Source organism: Amycolatopsis alba DSM 44262, from assembly GCF_000384215.1.
Classification (GTDB): domain Bacteria; phylum Actinomycetota; class Actinomycetes; order Mycobacteriales; family Pseudonocardiaceae; genus Amycolatopsis; species Amycolatopsis alba.
In genome coordinates this window covers 7700488-7723342 of record NZ_KB913032.1, presented here as the reverse complement: position 1 = coordinate 7723342, position 22855 = coordinate 7700488, and the positions used below count along the sequence as shown (strand labels likewise).

22 protein-coding genes and 3 pseudogenes are annotated in these 22855 nt (G+C 65.1%); 11 read left to right on the top strand and 14 right to left on the bottom strand.

Going from position 1 to position 22855, the window contains the following annotated elements; all coding sequences use genetic code 11:
* Positions 1-63: 63 nt before the first annotated feature.
* The 4 genes from AMYAL_RS50195 to AMYAL_RS0135925 form a co-directional block, all read right to left on the bottom strand.
* Positions 64-357: a hypothetical protein gene (locus tag AMYAL_RS50195; protein WP_209447268.1), complete on the bottom strand. Its 294-nt coding sequence runs from the start codon at positions 355-357 to the stop codon at positions 64-66.
* Positions 358-422: 65 nt separating this feature from the next.
* The gene (locus AMYAL_RS0135935; protein WP_020636138.1) at positions 423-746 is read right to left on the bottom strand and encodes a helix-turn-helix domain-containing protein; all 324 of its coding nucleotides are present in this window, start codon (positions 744-746) and stop codon (positions 423-425) included.
* Complete coding sequence (locus AMYAL_RS0135930; RefSeq protein ID WP_020636137.1) at positions 743-1819, bottom strand: tyrosine-type recombinase/integrase; 1077 nt, start codon at positions 1817-1819, stop codon at positions 743-745. The genes AMYAL_RS0135935 and AMYAL_RS0135930 overlap by 4 nt, the downstream gene beginning before the upstream one ends.
* Before the next feature lie 290 nt (positions 1820-2109).
* The gene (locus AMYAL_RS0135925; RefSeq protein WP_020636136.1) at positions 2110-3171 is read right to left on the bottom strand and encodes a glycine-rich domain-containing protein; all 1062 of its coding nucleotides are present in this window, start codon (positions 3169-3171) and stop codon (positions 2110-2112) included.
* A gap of 449 nt (positions 3172-3620) precedes the next feature.
* Here AMYAL_RS0135925 and AMYAL_RS50580 point away from each other — a divergent pair, with 449 nt between their 5' ends.
* On the top strand, positions 3621-3803 hold the full coding sequence (locus AMYAL_RS50580) for a hypothetical protein (RefSeq protein ID WP_020636135.1): 183 nt from the start codon (positions 3621-3623) through the stop codon (positions 3801-3803).
* On the opposite strand, the gene AMYAL_RS50575 is transcribed toward AMYAL_RS50580, so the two are convergent.
* On the bottom strand, positions 3734-4051 hold the full coding sequence (locus AMYAL_RS50575) for an LLM class flavin-dependent oxidoreductase (protein WP_245193411.1): 318 nt from the start codon (positions 4049-4051) through the stop codon (positions 3734-3736). The two genes, AMYAL_RS50580 and AMYAL_RS50575, sit on opposite strands and share 70 nt — an antisense overlap.
* Positions 4052-4334: 283 nt before the next feature.
* Positions 4335-4511, bottom strand: coding sequence for a hypothetical protein (locus tag AMYAL_RS50000; RefSeq protein WP_020636134.1), 177 nt, complete (start codon positions 4509-4511; stop codon positions 4335-4337).
* 693 nt (positions 4512-5204) lie between these two features.
* On the opposite strand from AMYAL_RS50000, the gene AMYAL_RS49590 reads away from it, so the two are divergent.
* A complete protein-coding gene (locus tag AMYAL_RS49590; protein WP_143267804.1) occupies positions 5205-6158 on the top strand; it encodes a hypothetical protein in 954 nt (317 codons plus the stop codon).
* A 289-nt stretch (positions 6159-6447) separates the two neighbouring features.
* Here AMYAL_RS49590 and AMYAL_RS50190 read toward each other — a convergent pair whose 3' ends face one another.
* The 4 genes from AMYAL_RS50190 to AMYAL_RS0135890 all read right to left on the bottom strand — a co-directional run bounded on the left by AMYAL_RS50190 (position 6448) and on the right by AMYAL_RS0135890 (position 11747).
* Entirely contained in the window at positions 6448-7302 is an 855-nt protein-coding gene (locus tag AMYAL_RS50190) for a terpene synthase family protein (protein WP_020636132.1), read from the bottom strand.
* Positions 7303-7610: 308 nt separating this feature from the next.
* Positions 7611-8606, bottom strand: coding sequence for a phytoene/squalene synthase family protein (locus AMYAL_RS0135900; protein ID WP_020636131.1), 996 nt, complete (start codon positions 8604-8606; stop codon positions 7611-7613).
* 4 nt (positions 8607-8610) lie between these two features.
* Positions 8611-10839: a polyprenyl synthetase family protein gene (locus AMYAL_RS48755; protein ID WP_084702225.1), complete on the bottom strand. Its 2229-nt coding sequence runs from the start codon at positions 10837-10839 to the stop codon at positions 8611-8613.
* A 47-nt stretch (positions 10840-10886) separates the two neighbouring features.
* Positions 10887-11747: a class I SAM-dependent methyltransferase gene (locus AMYAL_RS0135890; protein WP_020636129.1), complete on the bottom strand. Its 861-nt coding sequence runs from the start codon at positions 11745-11747 to the stop codon at positions 10887-10889.
* 719 nt (positions 11748-12466) lie between these two features.
* On the opposite strand from AMYAL_RS0135890, the gene AMYAL_RS48010 reads away from it, so the two are divergent.
* From AMYAL_RS48010 to AMYAL_RS51145, 4 genes and pseudogenes are all read left to right on the top strand, one after another.
* Entirely contained in the window at positions 12467-13042 is a 576-nt protein-coding gene (locus AMYAL_RS48010; RefSeq protein WP_143267802.1) for a hypothetical protein, read from the top strand.
* 35 nt (positions 13043-13077) lie between these two features.
* Complete coding sequence (locus AMYAL_RS48005; RefSeq protein WP_167336184.1) at positions 13078-13386, top strand: hypothetical protein; 309 nt, start codon at positions 13078-13080, stop codon at positions 13384-13386.
* Positions 13387-13634: 248 nt separating this feature from the next.
* On the top strand, positions 13635-14312 hold the full coding sequence (locus tag AMYAL_RS48000) for a hypothetical protein (protein WP_143267801.1): 678 nt from the start codon (positions 13635-13637) through the stop codon (positions 14310-14312).
* Between the two features lie 15 nt (positions 14313-14327).
* Positions 14328-14462 (top strand): annotated as a pseudogene (locus tag AMYAL_RS51145) (hypothetical protein); the annotation flags it as partial.
* Positions 14463-14663: 201 nt separating this feature from the next.
* Here the strand turns inward: AMYAL_RS51145 and AMYAL_RS50890 are convergent.
* The 4 genes and pseudogenes from AMYAL_RS50890 to AMYAL_RS51140 all read right to left on the bottom strand — a co-directional run.
* Positions 14664-14795, bottom strand: a complete 132-nt coding sequence (locus AMYAL_RS50890) for a hypothetical protein (RefSeq protein ID WP_280632818.1) — start codon at positions 14793-14795, stop codon at positions 14664-14666.
* A 46-nt stretch (positions 14796-14841) separates the two neighbouring features.
* Positions 14842-15708 carry an SAM-dependent methyltransferase gene (locus AMYAL_RS0135860; protein WP_039794662.1) on the bottom strand — a complete coding sequence of 289 codons (867 nt, stop codon included), beginning with the start codon at positions 15706-15708 and terminating at the stop codon, positions 14842-14844.
* A 552-nt stretch (positions 15709-16260) separates the two neighbouring features.
* Positions 16261-17194 (bottom strand): annotated as a pseudogene (locus tag AMYAL_RS50885) (IS5 family transposase).
* 240 nt (positions 17195-17434) lie between these two features.
* Positions 17435-17671, bottom strand: a pseudogene (locus tag AMYAL_RS51140) (hypothetical protein); the annotation flags it as partial.
* A gap of 117 nt (positions 17672-17788) precedes the next feature.
* On the opposite strand from AMYAL_RS51140, the gene AMYAL_RS50180 reads away from it, so the two are divergent.
* From AMYAL_RS50180 to fni, 5 genes are all read left to right on the top strand, one after another.
* Positions 17789-18049, top strand: coding sequence for a hypothetical protein (locus AMYAL_RS50180; RefSeq protein WP_020636124.1), 261 nt, complete (start codon positions 17789-17791; stop codon positions 18047-18049).
* A 520-nt stretch (positions 18050-18569) separates the two neighbouring features.
* Positions 18570-19589 (top strand): mevalonate kinase, encoded by a 1020-nt coding sequence (mvk, locus tag AMYAL_RS0135840; RefSeq protein WP_425332242.1) that lies wholly within the window; start codon positions 18570-18572, stop codon positions 19587-19589.
* Positions 19565-20557: a diphosphomevalonate decarboxylase gene (mvaD, locus tag AMYAL_RS0135835; protein ID WP_245193241.1), complete on the top strand. Its 993-nt coding sequence runs from the start codon at positions 19565-19567 to the stop codon at positions 20555-20557. Before mvk ends, mvaD begins: the two co-directional genes overlap by 25 nt.
* A complete protein-coding gene (locus tag AMYAL_RS0135830; RefSeq protein WP_020636121.1) occupies positions 20554-21675 on the top strand; it encodes a phosphomevalonate kinase in 1122 nt (373 codons plus the stop codon). Before mvaD ends, AMYAL_RS0135830 begins: the two co-directional genes overlap by 4 nt.
* Entirely contained in the window at positions 21672-22751 is a 1080-nt protein-coding gene (gene fni, locus AMYAL_RS0135825; RefSeq protein WP_020636120.1) for a type 2 isopentenyl-diphosphate Delta-isomerase, read from the top strand. The genes AMYAL_RS0135830 and fni overlap by 4 nt, the downstream gene beginning before the upstream one ends.
* Positions 22752-22855 lie beyond the last annotated feature (104 nt).

Genomic DNA, 22855 nt, shown 5'->3' with positions numbered 1-22855 from the left:
AAGGTTGTCGAACAGGAAGGGCTGAACCCACCCGGCCGCCGGACGGGCCGCTGGACGCGGTGGCTATTTGCGCGGCCGGCCGCGCCGTCCGCGCGTTCGTGGCGGTGTCGTCGACGCGCCGCGTGTGGAGAGCATGTTGGCGAAGAACAGCTGATGGTGCTGGACGCGCCGCAGGTGACTGCTGGGTTTCGCCAGCCCGACTGGCTCATCGCTCTCGCGGGCCAGCAGCCGTGCCTGGCACCAGCACAACCGGCAGTACTGCGTGCGCAATGGCTCCCGGCGGCCGCATCCAGCGCACTCGCCGACGGTGTGTTTCCGGCCGAACAGGTAGCAGGCCAAGCAGAGCTCACGTGTCATGGTGCGGCCCCAAGCCAAGCAGCTCGCGCAAGTGCGCACCGCACCGCGGATGCAGCTCCTCGTCGTCATTCCGGTGGCAGCGAGCGGCCGTCGCGGCGCTTCGGTGTCACGACGGCCCCGTCGCTGCCGGTCGCAGTGGCCGTCGTCTCCTGGGCGCCGGGTTGGGGAACCTTCTCCGGCTCGGGGATGAGCACGTCGCTGATCGGACAGCCGAGGACGGCGCAGATCACGTCGAGGTCGTCGAGTTTGATGCTGGCCGGGTTGCCGGACCACAGGCCGGACATCTTCCCTGCGGAGATCACCAGGCCGCGTTCGGCGAGCATGCGCTGCAGCTCGCTGGCCTTCCAGATGCCGCGGTTCGCCGCGGCCAGGCGCAGGTTCCACTTCATGACAGCAGTCCTCCCAGCCGCTGCGCGGCGCGTTGCTGGCCGGCGAGCCAGGCTTCTTCGATCCGGCTGCGGTGCACGTGAACGTAATTCAGAGTCGAGGCGATCCAAGCGTGCCCGAGGAGCTCCTGGATGGAGATCAAGTCCAACCCGGACAGATAGAGATCGCTGGCGCAGAAATGCCGCAATACATGCGGCGTCAGCAATCCCGCCCAGTTCGGCAGGTGAGCCTCGGTCGCTTCGGCGAGCCCGGCGCGCAGGGCATCGTCGCCGATCCGTTTGCAGCTGCCGTCGGCGTTCTTGCGCTCCGAGGGCAGCAGCGGCGCGTCCGGGCGGGTGTGGTCGTCGCCGAAGTGGCCCCAGACGTCTTCGATGAACCAGCGCAGCAGCCGATCGGCGCCGTTGATCAGCGGGACCATCCGCTCGCGCGGCCCGCTGCCGCGGGCGCCCTTGCCGACGCGGACGTGCAGCTTGCCGAACTTGCCGAGGTGCCACTTCACGTCCGCCAGGTCCAGGTTGCGGGCCTCGTTGATCCGCAGCCCGACCAGGGACATCAGCTTCGCCGCGACATAGTTGCGGGCGGACGGCGCGAACTTCCGGCAGGTGATCAGCTCCTCGCGCCACCCGCTGAACAGGGTGGTGACCTCGGCGTCGGTGGGCGGGATCCGCAGCGCGGCCTGCTTTCGGCCGCGGGGTTTGTTCATCTCGTCGATCGGGCACTCGACGATCCGGCCGGTGGCCGCGTGGATCTCGACCTTGTGCCGCAACTCGAGGTAGGCGAAGAACGTGGTCATCGCCTGCGACCGGGCCAGCCGGGCGCCCTTTGCGGCCTGGCGCAGCGTCTTGCCGAAGTAGGCGTCGGCGTCGGTGGGTTCCATGTCCCACAACGGTTTCCCGAACCAGGTGCGCACCTGTTCCAGATGCCCGACGTCCGAGCTGATCGTGCCGTCCGCCAGTCCGGCCGAGGCGCGGGCGAGCACGAATCCGGCCAGCACGTCGGTCTCCAGCTGCGCCAGCTCGTCCGGATTCGCCGGCGGCCGCAGCTCACGCAGGTCCCGAACCACCGCCAGGGTCAACCGCGTCTCCTCGTCTTCAGTCCAGATGCGTGATACTCGACCTCTCCGAGATCGGTTCACCTAGGCTGAAGTTGAGTCAGAACCGCAGATGATCACCCAAAGGAGTGGGAACGCCCTGGTCCTGGGCGGAACAGACCCTCGCGTCCCCACCGAGGAACCCCGGAACTCACGGGATATCTCTTACGTTCGGGGCGCTGGACGGCCGCCAGGTTTCGGGGCGGGAGGGCGGTGTCCGGATCGGCGGTGCGGCGTGCTGCCGGGCACCGCCGACCCGGGTAGGGGATGGGCGGTTACCAGGTGAGGACTACCCGCCCAGGGGATCCGGCGGCGCCTTTGGCCTGCTCAGTCTGCGTTCCGGCGTAGCCGTCTTCACCCTGGTCGGTTCCGGCTCCGCCCCTTCCGCCGAAGCCGTCGTGGGTGCCGGCTCCGCCGCCTCCGCCGCCTCCGCCGCCCACGCCGTCGAAGCCGGTACCGCCGGTTCCGCCTGCGCCGCCGTTGCCACGGGACCCGGCGGTGCCGTTTCCGCCCGTGCCGCCGTTGCCACCGGAGACCGTGTTGACCACAGTCGCGATGGCCTCGCCGGCACCGGTGCACGTCGGCGCGGTGGCACCGGTCCCGCCGGGTCCGCCCGGTCCGCCGGTCTTGTTCGCGGCTTGGTGCCCGTTGGCTGCGGGGTGGCCGCCCGGGGCGCGGACCGCGGTGGCGGGGTTACCGGCATCGACCACGGCGCTGCCGCCGCCCGCCAGGTCCCCGCCCACGACGAACGCGGTGAGCAGGGCGACAGCACGATCGATATCGCCACTTAGTACGAGTGTCAGAGCCTGTCGGGCAATGGGAAGCGCACTGGGAAGCGCACTGCGCAGAATCAATAGAAGGTCCTTGACGGCACGAGTGATGGCGCCGGACCGGAGCGAATCGATGATACGGCGAAGGCGCTCCTGCACGCCATTGGCCAGCTCAGGTGTGCCGGGGGCGCCGACGGTCACGGTGTAGCGCTGTCCGGGGTTGATCCCGGTCAGCGTGCATTCGAGGTAGCTGCCGCCGCCGCCTCCGCCGCCTCCGCCGCCGGCGGCTCGCTCGGAGTGAACGGCTGTGCCTTCGTCGTAATCGGGCCCGCCGGTGCCTCCGGCGCCTCCGCCTCCCCATACGCGCACGGTGAGCGCGGTGACCCCGGCGGGCACAGTGAAGGTGTATTGCCCGGGCCGGTTGTAGGTCCGGGCGTCCGCGGCGTGGGCTGTCGGCGGGACGGCGACGACGCCGGCGGTGGTCACCGCCGCGGCGACGGCGAGCAGCGCCCACCGCCGCCCGGCGGAACGACCGCTGACCGGCGGGGAATCGGTGTCTGGTGTCATCCGGCACTCTCCTGGTCTGGCCGACCAGCATCGCGCGAACGCGAGGATGCTGCGGCCGTCTACGGATCGGCTCGGACCCGTACCCCGGAACAACGGACGCCGACGCCACCGCGACCAGGCGATACCACCGACCCGCCCGCACCGGTAACGGACCCGGACCGAACTGACGAAGAGGCGCGCACCTCGACTGCGGCCCCAGTACAACACGGCCGATCCGCGACAACACCGGACCGCCGCCGCGAACCACCCTTTCGTGTCCCGCCCCCGAACCACTCCGCACGCCACCGCAGCCGAGGGCAGCGTCCGCGCCAACCAGCACCTCTCGTCGCAACAACGGAATCGAGGTGTGATGACCAACCTGGACCGCGAAGGACGCGACGAACTCCATTACGCGGCACAAAAAGGCGATATCGGCACCTTCGAGCGTCGCTTGGCCGACGGGTGTCGATGTGAACATCACCGTGCACCGCAGCCGCTACACGCCGCTGTATTTCGCGGTCCAGGAAGGCCAGGCCGAGGCCGCCCGCACGCTGCTCGACGCCGGCGCGGACTTCCAGACCGTCTACACGCCGGGCGTGACACCGCTGCGCCTCGCGGTCATCCGATGGCGTAGTCGCCCGCCGGCGCGATGACCAAGCTCTTGCTCGACCACGGTGCGGACACAAGACCGCGACCGAGAGCAACAGGAACACTCCGGCCGAGATCGCCACGGGCCAGTACGGGTCCCCATCGATCTGACGGAGCTGCTGCAACCATGAACGACCGGTGCCCGCGCGGGGATCTGCATCACCGCGGTCCCCACGTCCACCCGGCGGGTGCGCGCCGCGATCCAGGACACGATGCTCACCGCGTCCGAGCTGAAGACCTCTGAAACCCACACCGACGAGAACCCGAGATCGTCGGCGACCGTCGCCAAGTCGAGGTACTCCACCTGTACCCTGTTCGCCAATACCCCAGATTCAGTCCGAGCCGCATGAATCCCCTGTCCGCCAGGTCAATTCGAACGAACAGCCGAGGACACGGGACCGGACTGATCTCGACGGCGACCTCACGAGATCGAGCGGAAAGTCCCGATGCGGTTCACCTCGTTGCTTGGACGCCCTTCTCCTGACCACACAGTTATGCGGTCAGGAGAAGGATTCCTGCGTGAATGGCGGGAACCTTCAGCGATCATTGGCTGGGCCGGGCTCGGTGTCCTGGTCGGCTAAGTCGGCGATTCTGTTGATGGCTTTCGACACCGCGAGGGTCGCGTGGACCTGAGCGACCGCGTTGAGGTTCTTTTCGACGGCCTCGATGGCCCGCTTCTCGTGTCCCGCTGATTCACTGCGTATGTCGTTCATGTCGGCCCCTCCTTCGGACGCGATAACTCTTCAGAGATTCCCTGCCACGCAGGGAGAAGAACCTGATCCTCGGGTTTTCACACGAACGTGGCGATACGTCAGCTGTGTGGACCCGCCCGGACGAATCATCTGACTTTGCGTCAACGCTGTCCGCGCCCGATGTCAGCACGAATCACCTCTGTCACTGGCGATAGAGGTGTAATGGTGGGCACGTCCGTCCGCCACAGCCTCTGCTGGCAAGGTAACCACCCATCGGTGGCTACGCCGGCAAGTCAGCCGTCCGTGGCCGCTGTGCTCGGACGAGGACACCTGCCGGCACCGCATTCGCGGCGGAACCCCCGCGATCCAGGGCGTTCCGCGCCTGCTCTCCACCGTGGTTCCCGCCCGCACGGGCGGGAACCACGGCACGTCAAGAACCCGACGCCTGTTGAGCCATTCGGCTTAAGATGCTGCGACTTATACAGTAATTATGGTTGCATCGTTGATCTACAGGGTCCGGCAAGCGCCCGCCAGGGAAGCGATCCGCGGGGATGGAGATCCCGTCGTTCAGTGCCAGGTCGCCGTCGGCGCGTCCCTTCCGGGAGTGGACATGTCGCCGGGCCGCGGGCTCAGCCCGCGTCTGCAGGAATCTGCTGATCGCGTCAGCCGCGCGTCCCGGACAGGGCAGAGCGGCGCGACTGGGAAGGAGCAACCATGATGACTACCTCTCGCCCGGCACCCGCCGGGCCTCCGGGGCGGCGGCTGGGCCGGATCGGCGTGACCCTTGTGGCGCTGTCGGCCGGGATAGCCGGCGCGGTCGTCTCCGCCCCAGCCGCGCACGCTGCGGAAGCGCAGGTCGTGTTCGGCTGGCCCGGCGTGTACACGTTCACCGCCCCCTCCGACGCGGACATCACCGTGCAGGTGTGGGGGGCCGGTGGAGGCGGCGGCCGCGGCGGCACGGGAGGCGCTGGCGGCTCGGTACCTTGGCAGCTGGCCGGCGTGGGGGGCGGTGGTGGCGGGGGCGGCGCAGGTGGTGGAGGCGCGTCCGGCAAGTACGGCAAATGCCGGGTGTCGCGCTTCGACAAAGGTCAGACTTTCACGGTCGTGGTCGGTTTCGGGGGCCGCGGTGTCAATGCCGACAGCCTGCCCGGCCGCGGGCGAGGCGAGGAGAGCGGCATCTGGCTGGGCACAGGCCGGCCCACCTTCGCGACCTTGCTCGCCGCCGCCGAGGGTGGCGCCGGCGGCCGCCCCGGGGAGACCGGCCGACGCGGCGGTAATGGCGGCGTCAGGGACGGTTCGGACGGTCCCGGCGGTCCCGGTGGCGACGGTGCCCGGGGCAGCGCCCACACCGGCTGTGGCAACGTGGGTTTCGTCCGCGGCCGCCGCCTCGACGACAAACCCGGTGCCGCCGGTGCCGACGGTGCCGCCGGACAGTCCGGCCAGGGCCCGGAGGTCCCAGGCAGCTCTCGCAGGGGTGGCGAGGGCGGCACAGGCGGAGTCGGCGGTACCGGTTTCGAGCAGTTCGGCTCCGGCGGCGATGGAGGCGATGGCGGTCCCGGAGGATTGGGCGGGCTCGGGGACAGCCCCGTCGGCGGCACGGGCTTTCACGGGAGCCGGGGTGCATTCGGCGACTGGGGTCGCGTGGTGCTCAGCTGGCAAACCGACTGATCCGACACCCCGCGACCCGACACCACCCGTCGCAGCTCTGCGGCAATCGGGTACTTCGGCGGTCAGGAGCTCTGATCGTCTCGGCCCTTTCGTCGGGGTTGTCGAAGATTGTCAACGCCTTCCTGGAGCCTGGTAGGAGTTGTTTCGACCGAGATCGGCATCTGTGCCGCGGGGCTTCACGTGGCCACCACGTGTGATGTACGGCCTGGCATGTGGACATGGTCGTGCTCGCAGGGGAATGGTTCACCGTGCGATGCCTTGCTCTTCATGGGGTGACGTGGTCCCACGGTCAGGTGGGGTCCTTGTACGGCGGGGGTGTCAGATTGTTTGGACTCCACACGGTTGGCTTGTCCGTCATGATGACGGTAGGTGGGGCGATCTGCTCGGTGGCGCGGATGTCTGTCAGGTCGTGGTAGTGGGCACTGTTTATGCTGAAGTCGATGGTGGCCGGAAGCCAATGTGGAAGTTCCGTGGCGTAGCGGGCAACGGCGGGGCGAGGGTCGGCCAGGAGTTGCCGTTGCAGGCGAAGCATGAGGCAGATTAGCCGTTCGTACAGTTCCCAGGCTTTGGCCTGGGCCGAGGTAGGGTCGAGGTCGTGCTCGTGAGCCGGAACTGAATTGATGTTCAGCGATACCTGGCCGAATTGTTGTTCTCTTGCCGAGGAGAGCAGGTCGTCGAGGAACAGGCAGGGGTAGAGGGTGGCCTGAGTGAAGGCTCGCACAACAGGGTCGTAGAGTTCTGCGGTACTCATCGCATAGTCGGCTCCTGGAGCGGCGAAGGCGGCCGCGTGGCCTGCTCCGCCTTTTTGCCACCGCAACCGCAGGTATTGGCCGATCGTGGGTGTGTCGTTGCTGCGGTGAAGCGCGAGCTTCCAGGCCTCTCCGCTGAGCCAGGCCAGGTTTTCAGCGCGGAATATCTGTAGGCTGTCCGGGGGCACGGCTCGCTCGAGAGCGAGTAGTGCTTCCCTCAGCCCTGACAGCCACTTGTTGCCGGACAGCGCTACCCATTCCTTGAACGGCAGCGAGATGATCTCGCGGCCGCAATGGCGGGTGAGCAGGTCGAAGTACTCGGTGAAGGTGACGGCCTGTTCGGGTGAGGGGACGAGGTTGAAGTGCTGTCCCGGGGCCTGTGGGCGCCGGGACATTGCGGCGATGCCTGGGCCATGTAATCGACGGTGGTCAGGCCCTCACGCGGTTCCCGCAGGTCGGGGATGGCCCGCAGAGAGTGGCGCACGTCTGCACGAGCCGTCCGCACCATTGATAGCCCGCGCACGCCTCGGTACGGCTGTTACAGGTGGCGTAGTCCAGTCTGAAGGTCATCAGCGGCAGCCGACGTCGTGGTCACTCTGCCGTGTGGTCACTCGCGCTACTGTCGCCTAACTCGACCTGACCGCGCTGTCGCTCCCGCTCCAGCGCCCGATATGCCTCTACGTTCGCTCCGGTGTCTACACCGTCAAAGCTGACTCCTGGACCTGGCGTTGAACTCGTGTCGTAACTCGAGGCTAGATCCTCGAAGGAAGTTGCCAATCCGCAAACCCGGGAACCCGACGTTCCTGCCTGAGCTGACAACGGCTCGCGGGAGTGCCAGGACAGGAAACGCGATCGGCTTTTTCAGGACCGACGAAAAGCCACAGTGCGCGTCTTCCAGCATGTGCCCCAGAAGGTCAAGGATGATCCCGAGGCCAAAACGGATCCCGCGGCGTTCGGATTCGAGGGAAGCGCGTGCCAGCTCGCCTGCTTCGGAGGCCCGATCATATGTCTCCTCGAGCATTTTTCGGATGCCTGGAGTGTCGCGCTGTTCCCACAGATCCTGCCATGTTACGCCGTGTCGCTGGAGAGAATCGTAGGCTAGGTTCAGACGGCCGTTCTGCATGTCGGAGGATAAGTCGGCAAGGAAGTCCACACGTTGTGTGAATTGAGCAAAATGTCGCCAGAATCGTAGGCTGTCCTTCTCTGGGCCGCCTTCGTACAACATGCCGACACAGCACATGCCACCTGGGAGTGTGTAGCTCTCCACGTAGTCACTGATGGCCTGGTCGTCCGCGAATCCGCGGAAGTCGAACTCCGACTCGGTGGAGCGCAGCAGTCCAAGTGGCCAGTCGTGCGAAAGTCTTCGCGTCGCCGCAGCGTGCAAGTATGCACGGATGAGCGGGTGTGAGGACTTTCCGGATTCGATGCTCCTTGCAGTCGACGCTACCCAGTCGTCGAGCCGGGCTCGGGAGAATCGGGTGGGCGGACGTTCCGCCAGGTCGTCCGTGTAGCCAAAGAACGCTGCTCCGGCCAGCACCTGTGGCTGGATGCGTGCGGGAGTGATAATCCGCAGAGCCAAGTGCAAGGGTAGATCGCGCCGCCGGGAGTAGTGGGCGCACCAGGTGTAGTCACGGCGAAGTAGGGGGTCCACGATGCCGGCTGAATCCAGGGTCTGCGACCACGGAAGTGGGGTCCTCATGACGTCAGGACTCTCTCCACGCGCAGGCGAGGGTGAGGTCGCGCAACGCGGACGCGGCTGACCTCTCGACAGGAGCTTCGGCAAGTATGCGAAGAGCACTGTCGGTCCTCTCGCTGATCATTGCTTCGACTGCGTCGGCGGCACCGGTTGCAGCAAGAACCTCCCGAAGTGTCTCCGCATCGGCATCTCCAAGGTCGGGTTTTCCGTAGAGCCGAGTGATGACTTTGGCCTGTGCCGGGTTGGCGCGCTCTACAGCCAAGGCGATCAGTGCGGTTTCCTTTCCTGCGCGGAAGTCGTCGAGATTGGGCTTTCCGGTCACCCTCGGGTCGCCGAAGGCGCCGAACAGGTCATCGCGCAGCTGGAACGCTTCTCCGAAGGGTAGGCCGAATTCCGAATATGTGTCGAGTAGTTTGGATGGGGCGCCGGCGAGTGTTCCCCCTAGTAGTAATGGGAACTTGATTGTGTATCCGACACTTTTGTATCGTATTGCCTTTAAAGCTTGCGAAAGTCGCGGCGGTGCCGCGGGATCACGGGTAACACTGGCGACGTCCAAGTATTGGCCGATAAGTGCTTCGCGACGCATGCTTTGGTATATCGGCCACGCGGTGAAAAGCCGCTCCGGTGGCAGTCCGCAGTTGTGGAATAAATCATCCGCCCAGGTTAGGCATAGGTCACCGAGGATGATCGCGATCGATGCCCCGAACTTGTCACTGTCGCCCATCCAGTCAGACTTGGAATGCAGGTCGGCTAGCGTGCGGTGGAGAGTGGGTCGACCCCAGCGAAAGGCGCTTTCGTCCATTACGTCGTCTTGCGAGGCTGCGAAGTGATGAAAGAGTTCGATCGTCGACGCGACGCGAACTATCTGGTCGTTGTCCTCGCCGCCGGCACCACGCCAACCCCAATAGCAGAAAATTGGCCGCAATCTCTTACCGCCTTCGAGGAGGTAAGGCCTGAGTAAACCGAACAAAGTTTCTTTCTCGTAGGTGTCGATAACCTGTATCTGCTCTTCGATGAATTTTTCGAGTGACTGTTCGATCCTTGCCTTCAGTACCTGGACGTTCGGTGCGTAGTCCGCAGGTCCTGTCGTCGACGTCAAGCCGAACGTGATCGACGGTACTGGCGGATCACCGGCTGCACCGGCTGGCGGCACGGAGTCGGCGTGACGGATGAGGCTGCCGGCGAACATCTTCGCCAGATTTGTCAACTCGTGACACGCTTCGCCCGGGTCGGGTAGCTCACGGAGAGTCTCCAGTGCTGTTGCCAGACGCTGGCGGTGCATCTCTTCCATTGCGGTTCGGGCGCCAGTCGCGATAATGACCTGTTGAAGCTCGGCGGCACCCGCCTCGTCGAGATAGGGGTCTCCGTAGAGACGCGCTATTCGAGCGGCCTGATGAGGTTGTGCGCGTTCGGTGGCCGCCAGGATTAACGAGGACGGTTTCGGTTGTCGCAGCTCCGCGATAACCTCTGGCGTGACCCGCGTCGAGTCTTCGATTCCCGAGAAGGCGTCTACGACGTCGTCAAGAAGTTGTATTGCTTCACCTAGCCCTCGTCCGAATCTCTGGTACACGTCGAGAACTTCCGGTGCCGCGCCCGCTAGAACTCCGCCGAGGGCTAATGGTCCTTCTATGCTGTAGCTGGAGGTCTTAAGCCTGCTGATCTCCAATGCGTCGGCCAGGGAACTCCCTTGGACGGGGGTGAATGCCTCGGTCAGCTGGCCGAGGGTGACTGCATTGCACATCTGGTAGAAGTGCGCCATCATGGCGTCTTTGCGGCTATGGGATGTGTCGATGGAGTGGAGCAGTTCAGCAGACCAAGTCAGCAGAACGTCTCCGGCGAGCAGCGCTGCGTCGTCGCCTGTCCGCTGTTGCCGGTTCGCGTTCGCCGGGTGCGGCGAGATGTCTGCAAAGGAGCGGCGCACCGTAGGCTGTCCACGTCGGGTGTCGTCGCCGTCAACGATGTCGTCGTGGACGAGAAGGCCGGCGTGCAGTAGTTCTAAAGCGGCGCATGTTGAGATCAGCTCTCGGTCAGGTTCGCTCGGGCCAGGTCTCGCGCCGCGCCATCCCCAATAGCAGAACAGGGACCGGATGTGTTTGCTCGCCAGCGTGAAATTGCACAGCACCGGGAGTACCGACCGCAGACGGCGATCACCGAATTCTCTGCGCTTGTGCGCGAAGAATCTCTCCAATTCTTCCGCAACTCGACGTTGCACGTGTTCGTTTGTTTCCGTCGGCATGTCTTGTCCTCCAAGTGCCCGCTCGCGCAGTACGGCAGCAACTCCAGCTATGCGCCCGGTTGGTACTCGGCGATGACGAATAGATAGTTCATGATTCGCTTCCCGAGGGCGGACAGGAAGTAAGGTTCCACGCCACTGCGATGGGATGACTCGGAGCGCAACTGCCAGTAAGGTATCGCTGCTTCGGTGAGATCATCCAGTCGGATCGGGATCAGGGAGTGGTTGACCATGGCCCGCAAGTAGGTCGCTCGAGTGTGAATTCGGGTTCGATAGTGGGAGTCGATCGCTGTGACTTCTTCCGACTGTTGCGTTTTCCAGCTGTCGGCGACCCACGTCGCGACAGCGAACCGGCCGCCAGGCTTCAGCACCCGTGAATTTTCGCGGCACAGCGCGTCCATACTTTCCAGGTGCTCCTGTGATTCGTTGTTGATCACCACATCGAAGGTGTCGTCCGCGAACGGGGTGCCAGTCATATTGCTCTGGTGGAACGTGACCCGATCCTCGACCTTGCGCTGGCTGGCGATCTTCCCTGCGAATTCGAGGCGGTACGGTGAGAAGTCGACACCACGAACGAAACAGTGATGTCTGTCGTATACGATAAAAGACGTGCCGCCTCGTCCGCAACCGGAGTCCATGACGTGCTGGTCGGCATCGACGGGGCCCAGGAAGTCAAGTAGTGCTTCAACCTGCAAGTTTTCGATCCTGTGCAGTTCGCGAAGAATCTCTTCTTCCCGCCGGTCGTCGGGCGCGTCTAGTACTCGGTGGTCGAAATCGGTCACCGCGAAATGCGAATGAACAAAACCATCGTCGCCGGGTAGCAGGTTGATCAAATCGTTTCGTTTGCCCTCGTAGAACTCGAAGCAGGCTTGCTCATGGAGACTGTCGATCTTGGCGATGGGCTGATTCAAGGGTGAACCTCCACTCGACACTCGTCCGGAGTGCATCCTGTGAACGCCGAACGACCGTGATCGCCGTCTTTCGCAGCGTGCACCTCAAGAACTCTAAGGGCCTGTCGAGGCTCCTCGACAGGGGATACTTGTATCTGCTTGTTGAAGATTTCGGCGTGTTGCACGCACACTCTTGCCTGGTGCTTGGGGGACCAGCGTGTAGCGATCAGTGCGTTCACCTGCCCCTTGCGTCATCGTCCGAGCGCGGAACGTCGGGCACGCGCGATCACGATGGCCCGTCCCGGACCCGCGCCGACAAGACTTCGGCCGTCGAATAGGGTTCATTCGACGGCCTGCCCGGCGATGTGATGCCACATCTGCTCGTCGCCATCCGCATCTGCCTCACCTGTCCCGTTCAGCTCGCCCGGCCGTGCCGATCAGCCTCAGCTGTGAGCATCGGAGACACGGTCTCAACGAGCCCCATCCGCCACAGGAAATGTCCTGCCTAGGGCTCGCCCAGTCACCACACAGCGACGATGTCGCCTTCGTGGCCACGCTGGCGGCGGGCGGCGCGGTAAAGGTTATGAAGGTCCACCTTGCGGTACGCGCCTGCTGTGAGCACTCGGATCACAGCAGAGTAGCTCCGACGCCCTGCCACGTGTCTCGACGTTCTTTGTTCTGTCCAGCTGAACTCTGCGGATGCTCACCGCGTCGAGTTGCGGTCCGAAAGGTAGTTTCTGGTGAAGCGCGGAAAATATTCCGGCCTGCCGTTGAAGAGAGCGGGTGTGGTCACTGTTGTCGGCGGAGTGCTGGCCGCGGTGACCACGCAGCTGTTGCTGATCCCGGATCAGCCCGCGGCGGCCGCCCCCGGCGACGGCACGGTGACCGTCCGGGTCGTGCGTGAGATCAACGGCAACGGCGCCCATGACGCCGTGCTGGAACCGGGGATGCCGAATGTCGTGGTCCGGCTCATCGATGACGCGGGTGCCCCGATCGAGGCGCGCACGACGGTGGACGGGACCGCGATGCTCGCTCCCGCGGACACGGCGCTGGTCGGTGGGAAGTACCGGATTGAGGTGATCAATCCGCAGCCCGGTGTGCTGCACTCGGCTTTCGCGGACCGGGCTGGTTTGGACGAGGCGCCCGGCAAGCTCAGCAGTACCGAGGAGTCCGTGGATCTCCCGGTGGCAAGTCGGTCTCCTACCCCACGGCGCTGTGGAATCCTGGTGACTATTGCCAGCAGAACGCGCCGGTGGCGACCACGTGTATCCGCAGCGACGTCCCCGGGCCGGACACCGAGTCGCGCACGCTGCTGACGTTCCCGTACAACGCCGACGGCACCAATGCTCAGGTGACGAACCTGTCCGACCGGGCGACCACCGGGGCACTGTACGGCATCGGTTACCGCGAGCAGGACCGCGCCATCTTCAGTGGCGCGTTCGCCAAGCGAGTCGCCAACTACAGCCCTGGTGGATCGGGCGCGATCTACCGCACCGATCGCACCACCGGCCAGACGGCGCTGTTCACCACCGTTCCCGGTACCGGGACCACCGCGCACGACCAGACGGTGGACATGGACCTGGGCTTCGCCCGGCGGTGGGGAAGGAGGGCCTCGGGGACGTCGACGTCCCCGAGGACGGGTCGACCGTGCTCGCGGTGAACCTCGCCGGCCGGTCGCTCTACCGCTACGACGCCTCACAGCCCACGGCGAGCGCGCCGATCGGTGTCCATCCCATCCCGGATCCGGCTTGTCCGTCGGCGGATGACTGGCGCCCGTTCGGCTTGGGGACGCAGGACGAGGGTGGTGTTCGTCGGTGGTGTGTGTTCCGGTCAGTCGACCGATGACAAGGCCGACATGCGTGCCGTGGTGTACAAGTTCGACCCTGTGGCGGAAGCTTCGGCCCCATCGTGATGAACCAGCCGCCGAACTTCCCGCGGGGTTTGGCGTTCAACCTCGAGCCCTGCAAGGGCAACGGCTGGTACACCTGGTCGGACACCTACCGCACCACCCAGGACGGCATCACCTGCACCACCCCGGTCGGGTACCCGCAGCCGATGCTGACCGACATCGTGCAGGACACCAACGGGGACCTGATCCTGGGTTTCCGTGACCGTTTCGCCGACCAGTACGGACTCAACCAGGACAGGGCTCCCGGACCGCCGCAGATCCTGGTCAACCCCGGCTCCGGGAGTGACCTCAACCGCGCCTGCCCGGACGCCTCGGATGCCTATGTGATGGACGGCAACGATGGCTGCGTCAACAACGCCACCCGCGCCAATGTCGGGATCCAGCGGGCAGAGGTTCGCGAGTACTACCCCGGAGACTGGCTCACCGGCTTCCACCAGGAAGCGGCTTACGGTGGTATCACGTTGTCGAAGGTGGAGACGACGCTGCTGTCGCAGTTCGTGAACCCGATCGACGTCACCTACTCCAGCGGCCCTGGCAGGGTGAACCGCACGACCGGCCAGCGCGTCGACGGCCAGCTCTGCAACCTGCTGACCTGTAGTTTCGGCAAGGGCGGCGGGATGGCCGACCTGGAGGTCCTGTGCGACCTCGCGCCGCCGCAGATCGGCAACCGCGTCTAGTACGACGGCGTCCAGGACCCGACCGAGAAACCGGACTCCGGCGCCATCGTCCGTCTCTACGGCAAGGACGGGACCTTGGTGGCCACCACCAAGACCAGTTCGCGCGGCGAGTACTACTTCGACAACAGCAACGTTTGCAAAATGAAGTGATCTCTCGCCTCGAGGTGACGGACTTCGAATATATGCTGTTCGGGCGCGCTGAGAGTATATTCCATTGCCTGTGTGGCTGATATTTACTTCTCCTTCATGGTGATCGATAAAAATTCTCCAGGTTGACCTCGTTGTTTTGCGTAAAAGATTCGATGTCATTTCTCGGTATAGTATATCGAGTGATGTGCTGACGCATTGTGGTCAAAAGGCTTGCGTGCCAGGCGTCGGCAGGAACTTCACGATTGCCTGCGCGAGACCGTTGTGGGTGAATTCACGGGCGCGATGGATCACGTCTGTGAGGCATGGAAGGGCGGAGGCGTCGGCCGCGGTCATGTTCGCTGTCCTTCCGGTTGGTGTGCGGTGTGGTCGGGTGGCCCCGTCAGTGGTCGCCGGACGCGCGACGGGAGGCGATGCGGATGTAGTTCACGCGGTCGCTGCGGTAGCCGTCGAGGTACGGCTTTTCGATTCCCGTTGCGAGGTCGGAGTGGGACCGGAGTTCCCAATAGGGGATAGCGGGTTCAGTGAGGTCGTCGACCTCGTAAGGAACCAGGCCGGCGTCCAGGAGTGCCCTCAGGTAGGTGGTGCGGCGGTGGGTGTGGCAGTGATAGTGCTCGTCGATCGCGGTCGCTTCCGGGGGGTGCGGATCGATGGCGTCGTTGTTGCACCAGGTGACCAGCACGTAGCGACCGCCCGGTTTGAGAATGCGGGCGAACTCCGCGAACGTCTCGTACGTGTCGATGTACATGGTGGTTTCGTTGGTGACCACGTAGTCGAAGGAAGCGTCTGGGAAGCCTGTCGAGGCCATGTTGCAGTCGTGGAACTGAACGCTGTCGGCACATTTGTGTGCCTGGGCCTGATTGCGTGCAAAGGAATTCTGATAAGTGGAGATGTTCACGCCATCCACTCGGCATCCGAAAGCCTTGTGAAGCAGAAGGGCGGTGCCCCCGCGGCCGGAACCTCCGTCGAGGATGCGAGCCGTGGCCGGCACCTCGCCAAGCGCTTCGGTGAGGACGTCGACCTGCCTGGTTTCCATACGGTGCAGTTCGACATTGATGGCCTCCTCACGGGCATCGCCGTCCAGAGCGAGGACTGTGCGATCGAAATCGCCCACGGCGAAGTGGTGATGGTAATAGCCGTCGGTGCTTCCGAGGTCGAGGTTGATGCGGTCGTCGCGTTTGTTGTCGTAGTAGTCGAAGGCAGCCTTCTCGAGGTCGGTGCGTACCGTGGAGCTATGTTCGATTGTCATGATCCTGCCTTTGCGTCGGTCTGCGAACAAAGATGGGGATACGGAAGTTTCCCGACCGGTCCACAGAGCTGGAGGAGAACCAGGTTTGCGGTCATCGAGCCGTGGATGCTGTCGGTTGATGAGCCTCGATCTAGTTAAGCCATTGATCGGGCTTCGCCGGAAGGACTGCAGAGTGCTGTCGTTGTTGAAAGCAGGCTCGTGTTGAACCAGCGCCTTTCCGCGCAACGGAGCGTTGATCGTTGCGGCTGCTGCGGAGGCAGGGGCAGCGTGCCGGGATCTGTCCGATGGAAAGGGTATTGCTGTGGCAAAGCTGTCTTGGTCGGCAAGCGGTCCGCCTCGGGTTTCTCCCATGAGGAGTGTTGCGAGTAGGGCTGCCCGCGCATGGGGCGAGAACTCTTGTGCCGATCAAGAGTGTTTCGCAGCAAGGGAAGGGTTGTTATCGCGACGGCAGGGCCAGGCCGCCTGCGCTCCCGGGCGTGCGGGTTATTGCCTGGACCAGTCTCAGCTCTTGGTTTACGTCCGCACGCCCGGCACTAGGGCGTGTTTCTTGGATCATGGAACGGGGTCGCGGAGCCAAATCTTGATCGAGGCGACGTCGATGGTACCCTGATAGATGATGTCGAGCTTGTCGTATCGAGTGGCCACGGCCCGGAACGCCTTGAGCTTGTTGAAGGCACGCTCGACGGTGTTGCGGTCCCTATAGCGCTCGGCGTCGAAGGACGGTTGTCTGCCACCGGCCGAGCCGCGCTTGCGGCGGTTGGCTTTCTGGTCTTCTTTGACCGGGACCACCGCTTTGATCCCGCGCCCGCGCAGGTAAGCCCGGTTGGCTTTGGAGGAGCAACCCTTGTCCGCCATTACCCGAGCAGGCCGGACCCGGGACCGGCCCAGACCACGACGCCGGATCCGGATCCGGATCCGGATCCGCAGCGGGGTAAAGCGGGGCGAATCACCGTGCTGACCCGGGCTGGTCAACCGGGCGATCGGCCGGCACCGCCGGTGGGCGACCAGACAAATCTTGGTGGACAGCCCACCACGCGAGCGCCCCAGAGCCTGACGGCCAACCCGGGATTTCGTGTCATTCGCCCCAGCCCCCTGTGTCAGCCGCGGCGGCCCGGTCGTGGCGGGCTCCGGCGGCGTGCTGATGCGCGCGGACCACGGTGGAGTCCGCACCGACCGTCCACTCCATCCCTTCGGCCTCGTCGCACCCAGCCCGCAACCGGTCCAGAATCATCGCCCACGTCCCATCCTGCGACCACCGGTTGTGGCATTTGTAGACCGTGACCCAGTTTCCGTACTCGGCGGGCATATCCCGCCAAGGGCACCCGGTGCGGGCCCGCCAGAACACCCCGTTGATCGTGGCCCGGTGATCAGCCCACCGACCACCACGGCCAGGATTCGACGGCAGCAACGACCGCAACCGCTCCCACTCCTCATGACGCAGATCGTGCCGATCAAATACCCACCACGATCTACCGGATCTATAGATCGAGATCCAGGAAACACGCCCTAATGGTGGTCGGCAGAGCGACCGAACTCCGCCCGGGGCTGGATCATCCCCAGCCGATTGTGAACATCCCGTCCTGTCCGGTGCCGGCTGTCTGGGAAATGCAACCGTGGCCGGCTCCGAGACTGTGTTCGGTGATGACGCGGCGGCGTACCACCGCGAGGGGGCCGAGTCCGGATAGTGCTGTCGTGAGCTGATCCCCGCCTCGTCGGCCGCCGCGATGCCGACCGTGGACGCCTCGACCAACCATTCGCTCTTCAGGTCTCCGAGTCGGCTCACGTGGTGGGCTGGGCAGCCGGTGCGTGCCACCCAGTCGTCCAGTTCCGGTCCGGAACGAGCGGCGTGCAATCCACAGACGAGTAGAACGTCGCTGGCGGCGGCCACCGAGCGCAGCGCTTCACGACGATCTGACGCTTGGTAGGCGAATTCGCGCGGGTGGGGCCTCGCAACCGTGGGAATCGACCGTACAACGCGCGCACGATGTCTGCGGTGTCCTCCAGGGGAGTTCCTGGTGCCACGAGGTAGGAGACATGCTGGGGATAGACGTCGCCGAGAGAGTTGAGATCGCTGACCGCGGTGATCGGTACCGAAGCGCGCGGCGCGTACGACGTCACGGAGCTGGCGGCGGACTTCGATGCAGTGATCACCAGCACGGTGTCGCTCCTGGCCGCGAGTTGTCGTACCCGCGTCCCCGCCGACGTGCTCGGTTTCGCTCCGGAATCGGATATCGTGAGCAGAGCGCGGCTAGTGCGCACCATCGACGACCACCGCTGCACCAGCCGCCTCGTCAGGGCCGGCGCGTGGGCGTCGTTTTCGTCGCCATGCCCATCCCGATGACTTCGCCGTCGAAGTCGAGGTTGGAGGCGGCCGGAGCGTCACGCTCCGCTCGAACGAGTTCCCCGTCTGACCGTGGGTGACATCGGCGATTGTGGCGAGGAAACCGGCGCCCCGCGCTTGTTCGGCGAGAAGAGCAGCTGCCTGGCAGCGCACCTTTCCTCGTTGAGGATGGTGGAAACTGCTCGCTACAACGACTTCGTCCGACGCGTTACCTCCGATGGGGAAGGATCTGTGCTCCAGGGATCTGCGGCCCATGATCCCAACTCCAGGGGTCAGAACGGGACAGGCTGCTGCGCGTCGATGATCGTCGGGAAGGACACTCGGAACATCCCGATATCGAACGCAATATCGCGTTCATACGCTGTGACTTACGTCGAGTGCGAACGGGTGAGCTTGCCTGGTCTTCAACACGATGCGTCGTTCAACGGATCCGCTGCCCATCTGGCTGGTCCCGGTGCCCGGTGACGCATCTACTGGATGAACGGGACCAGGACGCACAGTGGAAGCTGAGCGCGCGGAGGTGGATTCGTTGGCTGAGCCGATGTCGGCGTCCTGCGGGGCGGTCGCTGGGAAGAGCTCGGTTGGGACCGGCCGTGCCCACGGCAAGGTCATCCTGCTGGGAGAGCACGCGGTCGTCTACGGGGCTCCGGCGCTGGCCGTTCCCGTTCCGGGGCTGCGTGTCACAGCGTCGGCAGACGGTTCCAGTGCGGAGCGGGACACGATCTCGTTCGTGTTGCCGCCAGTCGCCGATGTGGTGGCGGTGAATCAGGCTGAGGGCGGCTTGCCGGGCCTGATCGCACGGTTGAGGGACCGGTTCGGTGTGCCGGGCACCATGTGGGTGGATGTGCGTGTCGCCTGCTCGATTCCTCTGGGGCGTGGGTTGGGTGCGAGTGCGGCCTATGCCAGGGCGGTCGTGCTCGCGGTGGCGGACCTCTTCGGTCGCCGGTTGGATGCCGAGGAGGTGTTCGAACTCGTACAGGCCGCGGAATCCGTTGTGCACGGGCGCGCGAGCGGCGTCGACGCGCACGCGGTGGGTTCGTCGGTGCCGATCTTGTTCTCCGGCGGTGCCGTCGAGCGCCTGCGGATCGGGTTCGACGGCGTGGTGGTCATCGCCGACAGCGGGGTCGCGGGGAGGACCAGGGACGCTGTCGAACTGCTCCGGGGACGGTTCGCGAGGGAACCGCTTTATCAGGCGAGGTTCGTGGACATGGTCGAGAGTGAAACCTGGGCGAGCATGGGCGACTTGGCCGACGGCCGAGCCAAGGAGTTCGGCGCAAGGCTGACGACAGCTCACGGACTGTTGCGCGAGGCGGGTTTGAGCACGGACCAGATCGACGACTTGGTCGAGGTTGCGTTGCGCGCCGGAGCTCTCGGCGCCAAGATCACGGGCGGTGGCCTTGGGGGGTGTCTGATCGCGGTGACCGACAATGCGGGAACGGCATCGACGGTCGCGAGGCGCTTGGAGGAGGCGGGAGCCGTCAAGACCTGGCGTGCGCCGTTGAGGAGGGTATGCCGGTGTTGGCAGCTGACCAGGGCGTGACTGCGGTGGCGTATCCCAACATCGCGTTGATCAAGTACTGGGGCAAACGCGACGAAGACCAGGTCATCCCGTGGGCGGACAGCCTTTCGCTCACCTTGGACGTCTTTCCCACCACTACGACTCTCCACGTGGGACAGACAGGGGACGTCGACCGGGTGACTGTCGACGGGGTACCCGCGAGTGGAACCGTGTCGCGGCGTGTGGTCGGTTTCCTGGAGTTGGTACGGAAGCGGGCAGGCCGTACCGAGTCGGCCGTGGTGAGCACGCACAACGACGGCCCGATGGGGGCAGGGTTGGCGTCCTCGGCGAGTGCTTTCGCCGCATTGGCCCTGGCCGCCGCCGAAGCCTACGGCCTGGAACTCGACGCCACCGACCTGTCACGCCTGGCACGCCGCGGGTCCGGATCGGCCGCGCGATCGGTCTTCGGCGGGTTCGTGCTCTGGCACGCCGGCGAGGACGATCCCGGCTCATTCGCCGAGCAAATCGGTGTCGAATTCGACCCCGCGATGGTGATCACACTGATCGACACGGCACCGAAAGCGCTGTCCAGCCGGACGGCCATGAGAAGCACTGTCGAGACCTCGCCGCTGTATCGAGCGTGGATCGAGTCCAGCCGCGCCGATCTGACTGACATGAGGACCGCGCTGGAACGCGGCGACCTCGACATGGTCGGCGAGATCGCCGAACGTAACGCGCTGGGCATGCACGCCACCATGCTCGCGGCCCGACCGGCGGTGCGCTATCTGGCTGCGCCGACACTCAACGTACTCGACAACGTGACGGCGCTACGAGACGAGGGTACGTCCGCTTACGCGACGATGGACGCGGGACCGAACGTCAAAGTGCTGTGCAGCCCCGGAGACGCCGATCGGGTGGCGGCGAGAATGCGGGAAGCGGTACCTGGCTGCACGACGGTCGTCGCCCGCCGCGGCACTGGAGCCGCCCTGCTAACCGAGGAGCCAGGATGACCTCCACCAGGACGATCGTCCGGCGGTCGCCAGGAAAGCTGTTCATCATCGGGGAATACGCGGTGGTCGAGCCGGGCTATCCGGCGATTGTGGTCAGTGTGGACCGGCAGGTAAGCGTGACGGTGTCCGGTGCTTCTTCCGGCGATGTCGTCCTGACCTCGGATCTGTGCCCGCGTGGGGCCCGGCTGCGGCGGGACGGCCGCCTGCTGACCGGGAGCACCCCGGATGACGAGCGAAGCGCCCGCCAGAACATGGCGCATGTCGTGTCCGCGATCGAGATAGTGGACGAACTGCTGGGCGAGCGCGGCTTGCCAGTGCTCCCGCTCGAAGTCTCGATCACCAGCGACCTGCACGAGCACGGGACAAAACTCGGACTCGGCTCCAGCGGCGCGGTGACGGTGGCGACCATCGCGGCCGTGGCCGAGTACAGCGGCCTGCCTCTTTCCTATGACACCTGGTTCCGGCTCGCCCTGCTCGCGACGGCCCGAATCGACCCCGGGCCATCCGGCGCCGACCTCGCGGCCGGCATCTGGGGAGGCTGGCTGGCGTACTACGCGCCCGATCGAGTCGCGGTACTCGACATGGCCCGACACCGGGGGATCGAAGAAACACTGTGCGCGACGTGGCCGGGTTTCGGACTCCGGCGGTTACCTCCCCCCGAGAAGCTCGCCTTGGAAGTGGGATGGACCGGTGAACCGGCCAGTACCACGTCGCTGCTCTCGGCACTGACAACGAACCGAAGCTGGTCAGAAAAGCGAGTGTACAAGGCCTTTCTGGCGGACAGCGCCGAATGTGTCCGGGCATCGATGCGCGCGCTGGTCCTGGGAGACGACCGTGAATTGTTGCGGCAGATCCGCTCTGCCCGGAACCTGCTGGGCCGACTCGACAAGGAACTCGGACTGGGCATTTTCACCGACCGGCTGACAGCGTTGTGTGACGCCGCGGAGTCGGTCGGCGGCGCAGGTAAGCCCTCCGGTGCCGGAGGCGGTGACTGCGGCATCGCCATCCTGGACGCCGATGAGGCCCCGAACATCGAGCGGCTACACCAGCAGTGGGCGTCGGCGAAGGTACTGCCCGCCCCGATTCGTGTACCACCGCTGCCGCAGGAGGCGCGATGACCGGTAACCGCAAGGATGACCATGTCCGGCTGGCCTCTGAGCAGCAGCGTCAGACGTCGGGATACAACCATTTCGACGACGTGTCGTTCGTCCACCATGCCTTGGCAGGTATCGACAGGTCCGAGGTCTCCCTGACTACCCGGTTCGCGGGGATGGAATGGCCGGTTCCGCTCTACGTCAACGCGATGACCGGCGGCAGCGTCAACACCGGTGCCATCAACCGGGAACTAGCCATCGCCGCCCAGCAGACCGGCGTGCCCATCGCCACCGGCTCGATGAGCGCATACCTCAAGGACGAAACGACCGCGGACACCTTCAGCGTGATGCGCCGCGAAAACCCGGACGGCTTCGTCATGGCGAACATCAATGCGACGACCTCGGCAGGGCAGGCGCGCCGGATCATCGATCTCCTGCATGCCGATGCCCTGCAAATACATCTCAACGCCATCCAGGAGACGATAATGCCGGAGGGAGACCGGTCGTTCGGGTCCTGGACCAGGAACATCGAAGACATCGTGCGGGGGGTCGAGGTTCCCGTGATCGTGAAGGAGGTCGGATTCGGCCTCAGCCGCGAGACCGTCTCGACCCTGCGCAACACGGGAGTGCACGTGGCGGACGTCGGTGGCCGCGGTGGCACGAACTTCGCTCGCGTCGAAAACCACAGGCGCCCCCGGGGCGATTACGACTTCCTCGACACCTGGGGGCAGTCGACACCGGCCTGTCTCCTGGACACGCAAGGACTCGGGATCGCCGTGCTGGCCTCCGGCGGCGTCCGGCACCCTCTCGACGTCGCACGGGCGCTCGCCCTCGGTGCCTCCGCGGCAGGCGTCTCCGGTCGCTTCCTCAAGACTGTGCTCGAAGGCGGCGCTGCGGCATTGGTGGCGCAGATCATGGACTGGCTCGATCAACTCGGCGCGCTGATGACCGCGCTCGGCGCACCCGACATCGAGGCCCTGACCCATCGAGATGTCCTGATTCAAGGCGAGCTTCGAGCGTTCTGCGCTGATCGCGGGGTCGACACCGGGCGCCTGGCGACCCGCAGCGGATCCGCCTACGCGGGCGGACCGGACGGCTAGTTCCACATCGCGTCGGAAGAGAAACGGTCCTGGCCGACGCCATCGTGCGCGCCTGCGAGGACCGCCGACTATCTCATCGAGGCCTCGACGTTGACGATTGGCTA

Coding starts and splice junctions, on each gene's coding strand:
- AMYAL_RS50195 (WP_209447268.1), bottom strand. CDS start 357: ATGACACGTGAGCTCTGCTTGGCCTGCTACCTGTTCGGCCGGAAACAC.
- AMYAL_RS0135935 (WP_020636138.1), bottom strand. CDS start 746: ATGAAGTGGAACCTGCGCCTGGCCGCGGCGAACCGCGGCATCTGGAAG.
- AMYAL_RS0135925 (WP_020636136.1), bottom strand. CDS start 3,171: ATGACACCAGACACCGATTCCCCGCCGGTCAGCGGTCGTTCCGCCGGG.
- AMYAL_RS50000 (WP_020636134.1), bottom strand. CDS start 4,511: ATGAACGACATACGCAGTGAATCAGCGGGACACGAGAAGCGGGCCATC.
- AMYAL_RS49590 (WP_143267804.1), top strand. CDS start 5,205: ATGATGACTACCTCTCGCCCGGCACCCGCCGGGCCTCCGGGGCGGCGG.
- AMYAL_RS50190 (WP_020636132.1), bottom strand. CDS start 7,302: ATGTCCCGGCGCCCACAGGCCCCGGGACAGCACTTCAACCTCGTCCCC.
- AMYAL_RS0135900 (WP_020636131.1), bottom strand. CDS start 8,606: ATGAGGACCCCACTTCCGTGGTCGCAGACCCTGGATTCAGCCGGCATC.
- AMYAL_RS48755 (WP_084702225.1), bottom strand. CDS start 10,839: ATGCCGACGGAAACAAACGAACACGTGCAACGTCGAGTTGCGGAAGAA.
- AMYAL_RS50890 (WP_280632818.1), bottom strand. CDS start 14,795: ATGACCGCGGCCGACGCCTCCGCCCTTCCATGCCTCACAGACGTGATC.
- AMYAL_RS0135860 (WP_039794662.1), bottom strand. CDS start 15,708: ATGACAATCGAACATAGCTCCACGGTACGCACCGACCTCGAGAAGGCT.
- AMYAL_RS0135830 (WP_020636121.1), top strand. CDS start 20,554: ATGACCTCCACCAGGACGATCGTCCGGCGGTCGCCAGGAAAGCTGTTC.
- fni (WP_020636120.1), top strand. CDS start 21,672: ATGACCGGTAACCGCAAGGATGACCATGTCCGGCTGGCCTCTGAGCAG.